The organism is Pseudomonas sp. Pseu.R1 (assembly GCF_045764065.1).
Classification (GTDB): Bacteria; Pseudomonadota; Gammaproteobacteria; order Pseudomonadales; family Pseudomonadaceae; genus Aquipseudomonas.
Map to the genome: position 1 here is coordinate 1,795,762 of NZ_JBJGEE020000001.1, position 15,146 is coordinate 1,810,907.

General features: G+C 52.2%; 13 protein-coding genes. 5 read left to right on the top strand and 8 right to left on the bottom strand.

The genetic code is table 11. From position 1 onward, the window contains the following. Positions 1-40 precede the first annotated feature (40 nt). From ACI5GA_RS08380 to ACI5GA_RS08395, 4 genes are read left to right on the top strand one after another with little or no spacing between them, the layout of a single operon-like run. Positions 41-2,014: a hypothetical protein gene (locus tag ACI5GA_RS08380; RefSeq protein ID WP_421422497.1), complete on the top strand. Its 1,974-nt coding sequence runs from the start codon at positions 41-43 to the stop codon at positions 2,012-2,014. Next, entirely contained in the window at positions 2,007-4,037 is a 2,031-nt protein-coding gene (locus ACI5GA_RS08385; RefSeq protein WP_421422498.1) for a tyrosine-type recombinase/integrase, read from the top strand. Before ACI5GA_RS08380 ends, ACI5GA_RS08385 begins: the two co-directional genes overlap by 8 nt. Next, complete coding sequence (locus ACI5GA_RS08390; protein ID WP_421422499.1) at positions 4,037-5,041, top strand: hypothetical protein; 1,005 nt, start codon at positions 4,037-4,039, stop codon at positions 5,039-5,041. Before ACI5GA_RS08385 ends, ACI5GA_RS08390 begins: the two co-directional genes overlap by 1 nt. After that, positions 5,041-6,357, top strand: coding sequence for a site-specific integrase (locus ACI5GA_RS08395; RefSeq protein WP_421422500.1), 1,317 nt, complete (start codon positions 5,041-5,043; stop codon positions 6,355-6,357). Before ACI5GA_RS08390 ends, ACI5GA_RS08395 begins: the two co-directional genes overlap by 1 nt. A 348-nt stretch (positions 6,358-6,705) precedes the next feature. Here the strand turns inward: ACI5GA_RS08395 and ACI5GA_RS08400 are convergent, their stop codons facing one another. The 4 genes from ACI5GA_RS08400 to ACI5GA_RS08415 form a co-directional block, all read right to left on the bottom strand. Further along, entirely contained in the window at positions 6,706-7,128 is a 423-nt protein-coding gene (locus ACI5GA_RS08400; protein ID WP_421422501.1) for a hypothetical protein, read from the bottom strand. Positions 7,129-7,372: 244 nt separating this feature from the next. Then, positions 7,373-8,077, bottom strand: coding sequence for a hypothetical protein (locus ACI5GA_RS08405; protein WP_421422502.1), 705 nt, complete (start codon positions 8,075-8,077; stop codon positions 7,373-7,375). A 576-nt stretch (positions 8,078-8,653) separates the two neighbouring features. Continuing rightward, a complete protein-coding gene (locus ACI5GA_RS08410; RefSeq protein ID WP_421422503.1) occupies positions 8,654-9,055 on the bottom strand; it encodes a hypothetical protein in 402 nt (133 codons plus the stop codon). Positions 9,056-9,437: 382 nt separating this feature from the next. Further along, positions 9,438-9,758, bottom strand: coding sequence for a hypothetical protein (locus ACI5GA_RS08415; protein WP_421422504.1), 321 nt, complete (start codon positions 9,756-9,758; stop codon positions 9,438-9,440). A 410-nt stretch (positions 9,759-10,168) separates the two neighbouring features. Between ACI5GA_RS08415 and ACI5GA_RS08420 the strand changes: the two genes are divergently transcribed. Then, a complete protein-coding gene (locus ACI5GA_RS08420; protein ID WP_421422505.1) occupies positions 10,169-10,345 on the top strand; it encodes a GNAT family N-acetyltransferase in 177 nt (58 codons plus the stop codon). 437 nt (positions 10,346-10,782) lie between these two features. On the opposite strand, the gene ACI5GA_RS08425 is transcribed toward ACI5GA_RS08420, so the two are convergent. The 4 genes from ACI5GA_RS08425 to ACI5GA_RS08440 all read right to left on the bottom strand — a co-directional run bounded on the left by ACI5GA_RS08425 (position 10,783) and on the right by ACI5GA_RS08440 (position 15,108). Continuing rightward, positions 10,783-11,718, bottom strand: coding sequence for a LysR substrate-binding domain-containing protein (locus ACI5GA_RS08425; RefSeq protein WP_421422506.1), 936 nt, complete (start codon positions 11,716-11,718; stop codon positions 10,783-10,785). A gap of 1 nt (position 11,719) precedes the next feature. Then, on the bottom strand, positions 11,720-12,790 hold the full coding sequence (locus ACI5GA_RS08430) for a D-cysteine desulfhydrase family protein (protein ID WP_421422507.1): 1,071 nt from the start codon (positions 12,788-12,790) through the stop codon (positions 11,720-11,722). Between the two features lie 63 nt (positions 12,791-12,853). Beyond that, positions 12,854-13,615, bottom strand: coding sequence for an SDR family oxidoreductase (locus ACI5GA_RS08435; RefSeq protein WP_421422508.1), 762 nt, complete (start codon positions 13,613-13,615; stop codon positions 12,854-12,856). 155 nt (positions 13,616-13,770) lie between these two features. Further along, a complete protein-coding gene (locus ACI5GA_RS08440; protein WP_421422509.1) occupies positions 13,771-15,108 on the bottom strand; it encodes an MFS transporter in 1,338 nt (445 codons plus the stop codon). Between the last annotated feature and the right edge of the window lie 38 nt (positions 15,109-15,146).

Below are 15,146 nucleotides of genomic sequence, written 5' to 3' on the forward strand. Positions count from 1 at the left end.
GGACGCGAGAAACCTGCGTCTTTGAAATGAGCATTTATGGATGACGATTGATGAAGCATTGAAACTCGACACTGCCACCTCAAAGGATGGCAGGACAATAACAGCCAAGTACCTACAGCACCCGTACTTCGATAAGAACAGCAATCTATGCATGACGCTGCACTATATTTTTGTGCGGTACACAGCAATGATCGCTCATACACATGGCTACGGAACCAACCGGGCATTCGGCCTGTTCTTTGACTACCTGGTCGAACACAAGGCAAGCAACCCTCCGGAGCTGCACCCCAGCCAATTCACCGATATTTCGGTCGAAATCCAGCTAGGCTTTCAAGACTATCTGCTGAGAAATGGTGAGACCCCCCTGCACGCGGAAACGCTGAAGAAGTGTGCTAACGCGGTGGCAAGAGCCTTTGGCACGATCCCGGTCGTGATGATCGCTGCGATCAACCGGAGAAAGCCGAAAAAAACGGAGCCGCTCGGTGATGACGCGTACGAGGGGTTGACGTCTGCCCTGACTACACACATCGACAAGCTGTATCAAAAGCTTGAGTGGCGGGAAGCTGTTGAAGCGGCAGTGCCGTACACCTTTGAGACCTTCCCACCCAACGATCCAGCCAATTCAATAGCGCTATACAAGTGGCAACCAGATCACGCCCGTAGTACAAAAACACTGCTGACTCATGGTTTCCCAATGCAGTTGTCGCTTGAAGAAATCTATGAATTCACGGGCAGACTCAACCTTACCAGCTACAAGCGAGACTGCACCACCATCCAGAAATGCGTCTGCCATACTTATATGTTTCGGTGGTCACCAGGCGCGACTAAGGATTACATAAATTTTGACCAGCTCCTTGAGATGTACTTCCCAACATCAATGGACCAGTGCGCTATCGCGCTATTTCTGATGCTTCAGACTGGATGGAACAAAGAAAGCGTACTGTCGCTTGACGGCGATGACTTTGAACACGTTCTTAACGGAACACTGGATGAAAACCTAGCAGTCATTTTTTCTGAAAAGTTTAGATCTCAGGGCAATGGATTACCATATGACGCTCCGAAGCCAATGACTGCCAATAGCGACAAGACAGACAAGTATTCCATATACAATCTGATCATTCTTGCCGGTAAGCTATCAAAACCGTTGCAAAGTTACGCGTTCGATAGTGATCCGGTGCAAAACGTCGGTTTTGAGAGAAATGAGCTTTTTCTGTTCTTGCGCGCTCAGGGCGACTGGTTCAAAAACGGTAGCAGGCACTCATCGATTAACATCGTCAACTCATGGAAATGCGGCATCGAAACCTTTCTTCGTGAATACGAGGTTTACGAGAATGGTCAACGGTTAACAAAAACAAGTGATCTTACACGTCGGTTACGACCTACTTGGCAGATGCACCAGAAAGGCACGATGCCAAAGGCGATGATCAGTAATCACTTCGGACACTCCGACGAATCCACTACCGACATTTTTTACGACAGCTCCGGTACAGCGATGAAGGAGCGCAAGGATCGCCTCAGAAAGGAACTGGATGCAGTCGTACAGTTATTGATCACCGGTCAGTTTCGCGGATTGCTCGGCAAGAGAGCAAATGATCAGGCGTCAGCAGCCATCAGACTGTTCACGATTCCTGGCCACGACCGTCCCATGTGGGGTTGTGAAAACCAGCTCTCCCCAGACTGGAGTGGACACGAGAAGGAGCTAGCTCGTGGCAAACGGTGCTTTCGATTTGAGAAATGCCTGGGCTGCTCACGAATCCGACTCTTTGAGGACTCATTGCCCTATCTGCTGGAGCGCCTATCGCATATCGAGCACGAGCTTGAGTCAGAACCCGGCAGCTCACGCAACGCCGATCTGGAGTGGGAGAAGCAGATCCTGGACTACTTGATTCAGGACTGTCACGACGAAGACGCCGTAAACGCTGCTGCCCGATACAGGAGAAAGCACTGGCCCTTGTTGCCTCGCGACCTTTCCAGTCTGCGAGTGATTTTCGACGAGGAGCTTGCCAATGTCTGATTACATCGAGATGCAGGATCGGATCATTGAGGAATTCGAAAATGATGCAGATGAGGCTGCGCTTGAGCGCTTCGCATCATTGCTGGCAGAGACCAGCGATGCGTCGGCGCCTGCGAGAAGCGGCCTAAGAGCGAAGCTGGAGATTTACCCCGATGGGAATTTCCCGATCTCACCACGCTCCCACTATTCATCATCCGTTTGGCGGTATCCAGGCAGCGGAGCGGGCATTCACTTTCGCTCCGACGTTCCCGGCAGCAACGATCTTAGGCGTGCAATCCTCTATCACATGCTGCCTGCGTTCACGCCCTACGCACGCATTAAATCATTTAAGACGACTATTCAGCGGGCATCTGATTACCGTCTGATCGAGATGTATTTGCTCACGCCGAACCGGCTGACCGCCATTCCGGCTCATCTCGCGATGGTGACCACCAAGATGGTGAATCGAGCCCTAGACGATGCCAAGGCATCAAAAATGCCAAGTCATTACGCGCATCTTTTCTTCATGCTGCGTAGCTGGACAGAATTGTCGACCCAGAAGCTTCTTCCTATAGACCTGTGTCTGCACAACTCAGTCCAGAGCGTGGATACCCGAGAAAGAAGCCGCGACGTAATGGATTTCTTCACCGGCTCCATCCAATCCTGGATTCCATTCTCGGAAGACGAACTGGAAAAACTGGTCAACCACTCGCTGTTTTGGGTTCAACGAGCGATGCCTCGTCTGCTTGAGGCCAAGAAATTTCTTGTTGAGTCTGGAATAACAGAGTTCAACAAGGGCGTAGTTAGGCGTGCAAAGCGTCAACCCGACATTGAGAACGCACTCACCATCGAGATCGATGGTATCCAGGTCCTGACGGTCAGTCGCACGGATGGGACTCACGACGGGAGGCCGGTCTTCACCTACAGATGGGTCGCTGAATTTGCCCAGGCAATTGACAAGGTATGTGGCGCAGTATTTGTGTTCGTTGCACTTGTAACGGGAATGAGAAACCACGAGCTGGGAGTGCTGACGTTTGATGCCATCGTCCAGGACAAAGGCGGGCACTTCTGGGTCGATATCACGCGTTTCAAGACCTCGAACGACCCGAACTATAACGGAGAAACTGAGCGACTACCGCTTCCCGGCTTTGTCGGGGAGATGCTGACTGATTTCAAAGAGCTGCGTAGCCTCTGGACTTATTACAAAAAAGGCCTGGTATTTCAAAAAGCGTCTGCAAATATCTCGATTGAGGCTGGAAACGCTGCTCAGGTAGGCAAGCTTGCATCAGAGTTAGAAGAGCCGTGCGGTGTAGATCGGATTCATCCGCATCGGTTCAGGAAGACAATTGCTGAAATTTTGATCAATCGGAGCGAGCGAAACATCGATCTGATCCGCATGCTCTTTGGTCACCACAGCTACAAGATGACTCTCCAGTACGTCTCTAGAAACCCCTACATGGTTAAAGCCGTAGCGCAGGCGCTGGAGGAAAGCTACTCGAAAGAGTTTCATGAAATCGTGACTGCGGTCCGAGATGGAGCCTCATCTGGTGAGCCTGCTGAGCGGCTTGCATCGCAAATCAACAAGCGCCCTGAGGAATTCAAGGGGAAGCGCCTAAAGACATCCATTCTGGTCTACATCGCACATCTCCTCAGCTCAGGCACGCCATTCTTCGTTGGCAGGACTGCTGTAGGAACGTACTGCATTACAGGCACCGAACTCGATAGGCGTTCTCCTCCGCCATGCCTTCAGGGGCAAGTGCTCCCAGAAGGCCGGATTTACCCCAACCCGTCGAACTGTCAGGTTGAGTGTCGAAACGCTGTCGTAGTCGCCAAAGCAGAAACATCCTTGCGAGAAAACGTACGCTTCTACGAATCTCTGCTAGCTGCTGGTGCTGAGGGGTTACCACCCAAGGCCTACAGGAAGATTGCGGCCAGGATTGAGGCTCACAAATTTCACCTGGAAAACTTGCAGGCGAAGGATCCAAACACTGCTATTGCCACGCTGGATGCTGCCCACCTGATTCCTGCGGTGGAGGTAGCGTGATGAGAAACAACAAGACACACGAGCGGCTCGTACAGCTGATCATTGAGCATCATACGGAATCCCCTGGCACCTCCTTGGGTGTAAAGATGTTATCGGTCCGAGCTGGTATTTCCCGACAGGCGTTCCATCGCTATTACGGTGACTTGAAAGACTACGCCAGCGGTGCAAAACCGCTGGCTGACCTGCTTAGCGGCACAGGCACCCTGCTAGCCTATGAGCTGATCAACCAGAATCAGGTGACAATTCAAAACCTTCAGGATCAGCTGAAGCTAGTAGAGTCCAAGCATGAAAAGAAGATGCAGGAAGCCCTGAAGAACCACATCACGACACTCATGATTGGAGACATCACAGCCCATGCTGCGAATGATGTCCGCGCCAACCTTGAGCGTCAGAGCCTTTACGCGAATGAAATGAAGGTTCAAAACAACCAACTTGAGCTTGAGCTAAGCCGCGCCAAGCTTGCCTTAGAAAACGAGCGTCTTGGCATCAACGGATCCAAGGACGGGGCCGCGACAGGTAGTGGTCCGAAATTCAAAGTAGACCTCGATCTTACCGCCGCCATAAAGGCCTACGCCAGCTCAGGGGAGATTGATGATTTTTACGACGAAAAAGACAGAGCCTTAGAAATCGCTTACAAGTCCATCAAAGCACTCGCTGCGGACTCAGGGTGTTCAATCATCATTTTTGCTGAGCGTTACGTTAGCAGATTTAGTATTTTCTTTGACTCATTCAAACCCAGCGACAGCTCCAAGCACATCATCGTGAGACTTCCAATATTTGATAAAAAAATGCTGAGCACGTTCATCAGCAAACTGCCGCCAACCAAGAAGGTGTCAGTACACATTCCCTATATGCTTTCGGATAAAGAAACCAGCGGCCAGCGCAAATTTTTCTTTAGCAACATTCCATCTCAAGAGTTAGGTCAGGCCGACAATGCAGACCTGATCAGCATAGCCCACGGTTATGAGGAAGTCAGGCATTTCAAAGTAAGGCAAGGTGATTGATGAGTTTAGTCATAGATCGCCAGGTGATTGAGTATCAAGACCCGAATACTGGAATTGCTATCCGGCAGTATGTGCTGATTGCAAAAACGCCAAAAATAAATTGCTTACTCAGTCATGCGAACCTGTTCCTTATGAATGAAGCCAGGTCATCGCTGAACACATCGAACCGATATTCAAGCATTCTCTCGATGTTTTATCGTTTTCTATCGACCGAGCCGAATTTCGCAAACAAGGAAGTGGCCAACTACCACGCTCTTGTCACCAATTTCGATATTCGTAGGTGGCAGGTGTCAAGGCAAACCGAAAGAATCGCAAAACAGTCATCCAGCCCATCCTCAGAAACCATCTATGAGGACGCCAAAATCTTGCTTGGGTACTTCCACTGGCTCAATAACAACGGTTACCTTACGAATGTCAATGTGCAGCTAAAAACCTGCATTGCAAACTTTAAGTCTGAAAGGATGCTCGCTTACATTCAAGCAAAGGCACGAGTCACCAAAAATGCCAAAAATATCCGCGTACTAGACAAAGAAGCCAGACAGTTCGCCTTCAACTCCTTGATCACTTCTGAAGAAATCAGGCAGTACCTTACGAGCTTCGTAGATCCTGCATATGCAGTTATGTTCAAGCTTGCTCTAGGCACAGCCATGCGCCCAATTGATCTGTGCAAATTTCCGTACATTGGTGACAGAAAAAACGTCCACATACTCCCGTACTCCGAAATGGACAGTGAAAAACTGACATTTGAGTATACCGCTTATGGCAGCAAGGGTAACAAAACAAGAACCATTGTCATTCATCGTGACGATCTCAAGATGCTCGACGAATGCTATATCAAGCCGTTATACGATGATCGGCGTAAGCGTTACAAGGAACGTTACGGGAAGGATTGCCCTCTATCAGTCCTCTTTCTTAATGAGCAAGGTGTGCCGATTACCCCCAAAATGACTACATCGCGGGGAACGGCTGCTAAGAAAAAAGCCCTAGAAAACTATAAAGGTTTCAGAGATAGCATCGTGTTTTATGACTCACGCCATTGGTGGCCAACGATTTTCTTGATCCAATTCTTTGGAGATGATCTGCTCACTAAGGCCGTAGACTATCTTTGGGCAGCGTGCGGAGAGGCTCTAAAGACACAGATGGGCCACTCAGACCTTGAAACCACTTTCGCTCACTACGTCGATAAGGCACGCGTAATGATGGGGGCAGCGAAGGGAAGAACGACAGAGCTGATCACACAGGCGCATGCTGGAGTGCACGCGGTAATTGGTCAGATAGAAAACGGGAAACTGACTGATGCCGGGAAAGTTAGCTAACCTAAGCGAAGCAGCTATGCGGAAGATGTAAGTTAGCAAAAAACTAGTTTTATGGAATCAAGACTTTCGCTTCTGTAATTAGGAAATCCTTCGTATGATCAAGTTGAACATCGCAATGTCAACTGCCTGCCCATGCCATTGCCCCAAAGGATGACTTTCAGTTGGCGCTTAGCCGAAGAGCACAAGGTGACGACTGTCGGGTGGCAAGGGTAACGTGGGAACTTGTGCTCTGAGGAAGCAAAAACCGCGTACCGAATGCCCCTAGGTCTTCCCCTCCTTTCATTATTTACGCATGCAGCCCCCTCAGAGGCACTGTAGAGCACTTGGCGAGAATCTGGCCTCGGTTCTTCATGGCCTTCCGTCAGCAAGCGCAGAAGGCGTCTGGTTGACTGGAACCAGTGGCCCAGTCGGCTCATTTGTGCCGACATTTGAAACCGTAAGCATCCCGTATTCGTAGCTACCCGCAACACCTCCGATTTCTACCTGTTCCTTGCCGTCAATGAAGCCGTTGAACAGAACCACCGGGTTGCCGTTGCGCGGTGTAATTGTCACTTTCGTCCTGCCTGAAGGTAGACACGTGGCGCGCAACAGAGCGCTGGTGTAAGAGACTTCACCCTCTAGGTCATACAGGTCGTAATCGCTGGCTCCTCCAGAGCGGAGGCAGTCAGTCCCGTTCAACGAGACTCCCATCAACTCGCCCGAATGCCGAGTCTCGGATTTATGAGTGATGAAAAAAAATGCTCGGACGACGATTCGCTCATCAGCAGACATTGGAAAAAAGTAATCCTCAGCCCACTCAACGCCCGAGCTGAACGATGGCCCGACGTACGCCGTGATAAGGCTCGTGTAGGCAGCCAAAAAAACCGCACCGGTTGCAGCTACGACCGCTAGGCAAGCTTTTTTAAGGACACCTAATTTTTCTGGCTTGCTAGCAGTACCTGAGTGCGGTTTCTTGTTTCTACGTCTAGCCAAGTCGCATGCCTTCTGAGCCGTTTTGATGGACTGGATGATCAGCCTAGCGCCTGTCATTCCAGAACGAAGCACTGAAATTGTTCAAGCCGCCGCCGTAGGTATCCTGCTTGGCCTGGAAGGTTTGAGGAATTTTGCTCCCATCGCCGCCCTTCTGGAAATATTCTTTGACAGAGTGCAGTGCCAAGCGACGCAGGTGATCCCAGACTTGGAACAACTCCGCCTCTTTCGCCGTGGCTTGAGCTGCGGCACTGGGTTTTCTTCTGGGCTGGGCGGACAGGTACGCAGGCGCAAACTGATGCGTATGCGTGAATTTGATACTGCCAAACTCCCAAGGCTCGCTGGCCTGGCTACGCCACCGATAGCTGACAGACACTGATAGGCGATTGCTGTGCAGATACGGCTGGCCGACATTGTCATCGACAACAAACAGCTCATCCTCCCGTTGCTCTCGCTCGATCCTGCTTTGCATCTGGTGCACAGCAGAAATCAACGAACTCCCCGCCCGCCGAACATCATGCTCTGTTTGAGCACGCTTCTTCGGTGCTTTGGCCGCCGAATGCCCCTGAACAGCCTTCTCAAATATCCTCAATTGTTCGCGAATGTAGTCGCCACAGTCGTAGAGACGAAGATCACTCAGCCCCACCAGACGCTCTTCCCTCAAGCATTGATCGAGAAGCTCGTCGAGACGGCTTACATCCAGAGCGGCGATAGCTTTCCGCTGGTCAGCTGGGACATTGATTTCACTCATTCCATTTCCTTTTGAAAGCTGTCCAGAATTTCCTTTTGGCCTTCACCACGTGACAATGCTGGTGAACAGCACGAATTGGGTCTCATGCGAAAGTTCGTGAGCTGGGCATGGCCGCTTGAGCCTTTACGATATCAGCTGTGGTGGCCGACGCCGTATGCTTGGCTCTCCTATCTACACGGCTCAGAACTCTGGCAGCCCAGGTAGGACGTCCAGATCTTCACCGCGCTGAAGCGGGTTGGACCGGAGGTCGCACGGGCGAAGCGTGTCATCGATCACATGAGCGTCATCGAGCGCAGCGATTACACGCCGCAATTCAGCTTCAGTCGTTGCAGTTACAAGCTCGACCTCCACGTCCGGAAATACCTGGTCCGGATGAATCGTCAAATGCTGGATAGCTTTGATGCCAGGTGACAGCGCTAGGTCGAAAACATCCTGGAGGCAAAAATATTCATATCTGGGCTGGGTACTCGGCCTGCGTGGCTAAAAAAGTCGTGCAGCTGTGGTCAGGGGCGAACTTTATCACCTCCGAATCGCATGAGACCAAAGAAGCAGCAGATGCCAGGCAGCGATCAGCGTTTAGATTTCAAACCACGGCCCTGAAGACAGGGTGAAGGCGAGTGCATCGTGAGCTTCGCAGCGGGTGCGCTGCCAATCGTCACGATAAATCATTGCACCCTCTCCCCCGCAGACTTCGCAAACGCGGGTTGAGTGGCTATGCACGAACTCCACCATTGCCTCGATTTTTGGGGAAGCCCCTTCGACCATTAGGTGCAGTGCGCCGAATTTTTCTGTGACTTTGTACAGTTTGGCGGGCGAACCAGCTTGCAGATTGTGAGCGTGCGCAAGCGAACAAAACGTCTCAATCAGAGATAGCCAACCTGGTCCGCACGTCGCAGGTAGGCTGCTACGCGGATCATCAAAAACTGACGGATAGGTATCACCAAAAAGGATCGCCAAATTTTCGTAATGATATGGCATTGCGCCCTCCCAATCTCCAAGCTCGCCACAGACGTTTCTGAGCGACGACTGGTGCGTAACGTAACCGTATCTCCTCGATCAAAGATCGTGGGACTCTGGCTTGCCAGCAGTCGACTGATCGTTAAGCGCAAGATGCGACACGACCACGCCATGGCTCTTCAAATTCGCGATGCTCTTGTCAGAATACAGTTTGTACTGGTGTAGATCGCTTTCACCTGATGGCGGTGGAAATGGGTGCGATGACGCATCGTGGCAGGTGCAGGTGATGCCCCTCCTCGGTGGATCAAGCCTGCCATGGGTAGCACTGGCTGGCTGGCCAATCCAACCCCAGTGGCCCCCTTCCCGCGCAGCGGGCTCTGCCATTGGCAACCCGCAATTCGAATTACATCGGTTTTACAGAGATAACTTCAACGTATTTGTACTTCTTTTTGGCGGCCTTTACAGCTTCCTGCTGAGCCAAAAGCGTGCTCAGCGTATCTGCTTCGGGCACAAGCTCGTAAGTCTTGCCTTCGTATTCATTCCCAACCTGAAGAACAACCCGCAGTCTTGGAGTGAACGGCTTTGCTGCGCTCCGTTTAAACGGTGCCTTGAATGGTGAAGGAGCACTGCTTTCTGACGCAGGCTTTGCCGTGGCAGTGGAAAGCGGATTGGCGCTGCCGAACAACGCTTGGCGCATCTGTTCTTCTGTTAAATCGTCGTGCATCTGAGGTTCCGTGAGCGTGCCGATTAGCTAGCTACATATTACCAGCATTGAATGACCAGCTATCGTTTCAGCCTTCCTGCCGTCGTTTCTGATCCATATTGGCTGGATTCCGCAAGGTATAGCCCCCGTAACTACATTCACCAAAGCTACAAACTTCATCTATTGGGTCGAAAAAGCTGACACTTACGTGCCCACAGTGAGCACAGCAAGATCTCTTGGCAACTCAGAAATGTTTCGTACCCATTAGGGAGGATTGACCGCAAATGGAGCTTCGTCAGGTCACGCACCTGCCACCATAAATTCCCATCCTTGAAAAAGAGGCAGTGGCAGAAGGCTTTAGGTTCATCACCCGGCTGACCTCTGAATGACATTCAGGCACCAAGCGCTTCGATGCGGTAGGCGAATGCCTGATGGCAGCGTATTTAGATCGGCAACTGGTGGGCATTGGAGGTCTGCCTCTTGATCCATTCCTTCACGCCCGCACAGGCAGGCTGCGGCGTGTTTATGTGACTCCTGCGTCACGCGGGCAACAGGTTGGCAGACGACTGTTAAGCGTCTTGCTTGCCGACGCCGCTTTGCATTTTTGAAACTGTGCGTCTTGACGCCGACAGTGCGTAGGGAAGCGCTTTTTTACCTGTGCTGCGGGTTCGCACGAACCGAAGACGCGGAGGCGACGCACATCATGCAGCTCACAAACCTCTGACCTTGCCACGTCTCGACCAGAAGCGCCCCGCAGTGCCCCCCCTAGTGATCGTAAACCTGCTTTATCGTTAAGCTCTGAGGTTAACGAAAATTTAGGCTTACGATGTCCGTAACCCAGAGGCAGCTACCGGCCAGAAGCGGACATTTAGCGCCTCAGCGCCCGTCTACAGGCGCGTAGCTACCTGGCTTGGCAAGTTTTGCCATTCCAAGGAAAAGTTGGGAGCATCATTTCGTTGATGTGAGAGCGGCACCACAGCTCACGGAAGGCTTTGACTAACTCGATACCTCGTCTTGCAATATTTGGCTGTGTGCCTAATCCCCATCATGGCGTGATTGAGCATTCAGGCCATGGATGTCGAACTGCATCAAGCAACCAGTCCTTGAATGCCTGTGCTGCCACTGAAGGTTCGGATTTGGAGATATGCACGACGTAGTACGCCAACGGGCTCGTCTGAGCTTCTCCAAAAGGCCTCACTAAGCGTCCAGCATTCAGATCCCCCATCACCAGGCTGCTCCGGCCAAGAGCGACACCGCTTCCTGCCATGGCCGCCTGCAATCCGGCTGCTGAATCGTTGATCTTCAGCACTCGGTTGCCGAGCGAAACGTCATGGCCTGCGTACTCCAGCCAAGATTCCCACGTAGGGAATGCAGGCGTGTCTTTCATCGAAAGGTCACGAATTATAACGTGATGGCACAACATCTCAGGAGAGGTAAGAGGATTTTCACCCTCAAGTAATGCAGGGCTACAGACGGGGAAGAACGTGTCCTCCATCAGGTGTGTAGCGCTTAGCCCCGGCCACTTTCCATGTCCGAAACGGATTCCAAGATCAACGCGCTCTGCCGCTAGGTCAATAAGGCGTCCATCGGTGTGTAGCATCAGTTCGAACTGGGGATAGAGGCTCTGGAACTGCTCGACGCGCCCTAGCAGCCATTTGTCGGCAAATGCGGGAGGAGTCGTGACCGTGACAGTATCCGGCGCAGCTCCTTTGCGCAGCCCTTCGACAGCAGCCGTCATCATGTCGAACGCCGTTTGAAGCTGGGCGAGCGCAGTAATCGCCGGAGGCGTGAGTTCCAGCCGCGACGGTCCCGCTCTATGCCTATGAAACAGGGGTATTCCATAGCTAACTTCGAGACTGCGAACCAATTGGCCTACCGCAGCTGGAGTTACACTCAGCTCTTGAGCTGCTCCCACAAAACTGAGATGCCTGGCGGCGGCCTCAAAGGCTCGTAATGCGTTGAGATGACGAGGGGCTCGCATGTCATTGAATTCCGGTTGGGGACACTGCCTGCGTGAGAAAACTTTCTTCAAGTGCGCCTTGGTAGGCATAGAGACCTGGAACGCCACCTGTCATGAGGAAAATGACATCATCACCTGAGCCATACATCCCAGATCGGAGCTTCTCAAGCAAGCCCGCGAACGCCTTGCCTGAGTAGACAGGGTCCAACAGGATGCCCTCGCTTCTGGCCAGTAATGCCACCGCCTCGACCATTCTCGGGGTGGGTTGCCCATACGCAGCGCCCAACTGGCTGGCATCCACATTAACTGAGAGAGCATCAGTCAAATGCCCTCGTCCGATGAACTCCAACGTTTGCGACGCCAGTCTTGTAGTAGTGCCAAGAGTATCTTGCTGGTCCGCCATGACCGCATATCCAGTGATAATGTCGGAGCCTTTATCTTGCGAAATCCATCCCGCCGTGAGTCCGGCCTGGGTACCGCTGCTGCCATTAGCCATCGAAATATTTTTGACATTCAACCCAGCCGCTTTTACCTGCTCGGCGATCTCAGCCGCGCACTCGGCGTAACCCAACGCTCCAAGGGGGGTCGATCCGCCCGTGGGGATTACTGCTATTTTTTTGCCTTGACGGGACAGTCTCTCAGCAAGAATTTCCGCGAATGCTTGTGGGGACGTTCCCCTGTCCAGCAAATGACTGGACGCACCGTAGATACGGTTGAGCCACGGGTTTCCATTGCTCTGAAACTCATCAGTCCGGATATCTACCTGCTGCGAAAGAACCAAATGGCATTCCAACCCAAGTCTCGCACACGCCGCTGCCGTGAGTCGCGCGTGGTTTGATTGCACACCTCCGAAAGTGATCACAGTGTCCTGTCCATTATTCAGAACAGCCGCCAGATGGTATTGCAACTTTCTTAGTTTATTTCCCCCCTCGCCTAACGGCATTAGGTCATCACGCTTAAGATATATCCCGGCGTTAATGCCCTCGCGCCGAAGCATTGCCTCTAGATTCTCTGCACGCTGAAGCCTGGTTGGCCCCCCTACAAGGTCAACGTACGGAAACCCTGCGAAGCCGTTTTTGATTAAGTGTTTCATCGCAAGAAGCTCCTGATGAGAACGAACGAGACCACCGGCTTAGACAACCGATGGTCCGTTTAATCAGAACTGTGACAGTCCGCCGTCAACTACGATCTCGTCACCCGTGATGAAAGAGGCCTGATCACTGGCCAGGAACAGCACGGCCTTGGTCACTTCACCGGCTTCGCCGAAACGTCCCAGCGGTACGGATGCTTCGATCCCAGCGGCCACCTCCTTCAATTGTGCGTCCGACAGGCCCAGCTTTCCGTGAAACGGTGTGCTGATCGGGCCAGGACTCACTGCGTTTACCCGGATACCACGAGGTGCCAGCTCGGCGCCGAGCGTGCGCGCCAGTGAGCGGACGGCGGCTTTGGTGGCCGAGAGGATCGACAGGCCAGGGGTGCCAACCGAATTGAGGAATGACGTGGTCAAGATCACGCTGGCACCTTTGCTGAGCAGCGGTGCCGCTTTCTGTACGGTGAAGAAGGTGCCGTTGAAGTTCAGCGCGAACTGCTCATTGATTTGCGCCTCGGTCACGGCTTCGAGCGGTGAAGCAGTGCCAGCACCTGCATTGGCGAAGACGACATCAAGGCGGCCAAAGCGCTCGGAAATTTCGCTGATAACAGCGTCCAGAGACTCTGGCTTACGCAGGTCAGCGACGAGCACCAGTGCCTTCTCACCCAACTCTTGGCGAGCTTCATCCAGGCGCTGGACAGTGACGCCGGTAACGATCACCTGCGCACCCTGTGCAACGAATTGGCGTGCGGTTTCCAGGCCAATACCCGAAGTGCCTCCGGTGATCAGCACGATTTTATTGTCGAAGTTACGGTTGAAGTGAGTCATGGTCATTTCCTCGGTCTGGATAGTGAATTAGCCGTTGATGTCTGGCGTGGACTCACTATCCAAAAATCCGAATTTATCGACAAACCACAAGAACTTGGCAGCCACAAAAGAAAAACTATGCTGATACCTTAAGTCCGTACGGCATCAGATCCATGTCAATTTTTAGCCGTTGAATGTCTTCGCCCTTGGTCATAAAGCGATCCCACCACAACGACAACACCAGAAATGATCAAGATGATCATTACGCCTGAAGTTGAATGAGTAGGGGAAGCCGAAACTAGCGATAGCGCTCCAAGGGGGGCTAGACCACCCGCAATCGCAGTACCAATCTCCCGTCCTGTTCCGACCCCAGAGGAGCGGGTTTGGGTCGGGAACTGACGGCTCAGAAATGCTCCCTGAGGAGCAAACATCATAGGGGCTAGAATGCCAGTGGCCACCGCTATCGCGGCACAAATCTGGAAAGTCTGACCTGATCCCAGCAGCGACAAAAATGGATAGGCGAACAAAGCAGCGCCCAAGCCGCCGACGATCAGAACCTTCTTACTGCTCCAGCGATCACATAACCTTCCAAAGAGTGGCACCATGCATATCGCGATAAGGCTCGCGATGGTCACGGCCAACGACGTTACTCCAGCGGAAACGCCTTGGTACTGGGTGAGATAAGCCAACGAGAAAGTCTTGAAAATGTAGCTAAGCGCGTTGTAACCAATCGCAACGACAAGGACGACGAGCAGCCCTTTGAAGTCGTTTTTCAGCAGCATGAGCAGCGGTGATTGTTTGGTTATGTCCATCCGATGCTCAGCATAGTGTTTCAATTCCTCGAACTGAGGTGTTTCCGGGATACTGCTTCGCACCCAAAGTCCAACCATTACCAGTACGATGCTGCATACGAACGGAATTCTCCAGCCGCCATTAATCAGGAAATCTTCGCCCACCTGGCTGAGCGCGTAGATGGTCAGTGAAGACAATAAAAGACCTAAGTTCAGCCCTAATGCTGGCCATGCTCCCTGGCTCCCACGTTTATTTTCTGCTGCATGCTCATAAGATGTCACTGCTGCGGCCGCCAATTCCGCGCCAGCTCCGAGACCTTGTACGATCCGGATCGCTACTAGAAGAATCGGCGCCCAAATGCCAAGAGTCGCATATCCGGGGATCAGGCCTATCAACGTCGTGCATACGCCCATCAAGCAGAACGTAACGACGAGCATGCGTTTGCGCCCAAACTTGTCTCCTAAGTACCCAAACAAGACACCACCAAACGGCCTTGCGACAAAGCCAATCGCGAACGTAGAGAACGCCAGGAGACTAGCGGTCTGAGGATTGGTTGGATCGAAAAAAACTTTCGCAAATACAATGGCTGCCATCGTGGCGTAGAGATAAAAGTCATACCACTCAAGCATTGAGCCTACGATGGTTGCCGCAGCTACTTTGCGCAGTCGGGTCTTTCGCTCAAAATCGGTTTCAAGTTGAGGCAGAGCGCTTTTTGTACTCATTGGGTTGCTCCTCGGGTGGTCATTGTTGTTAGAGTCGA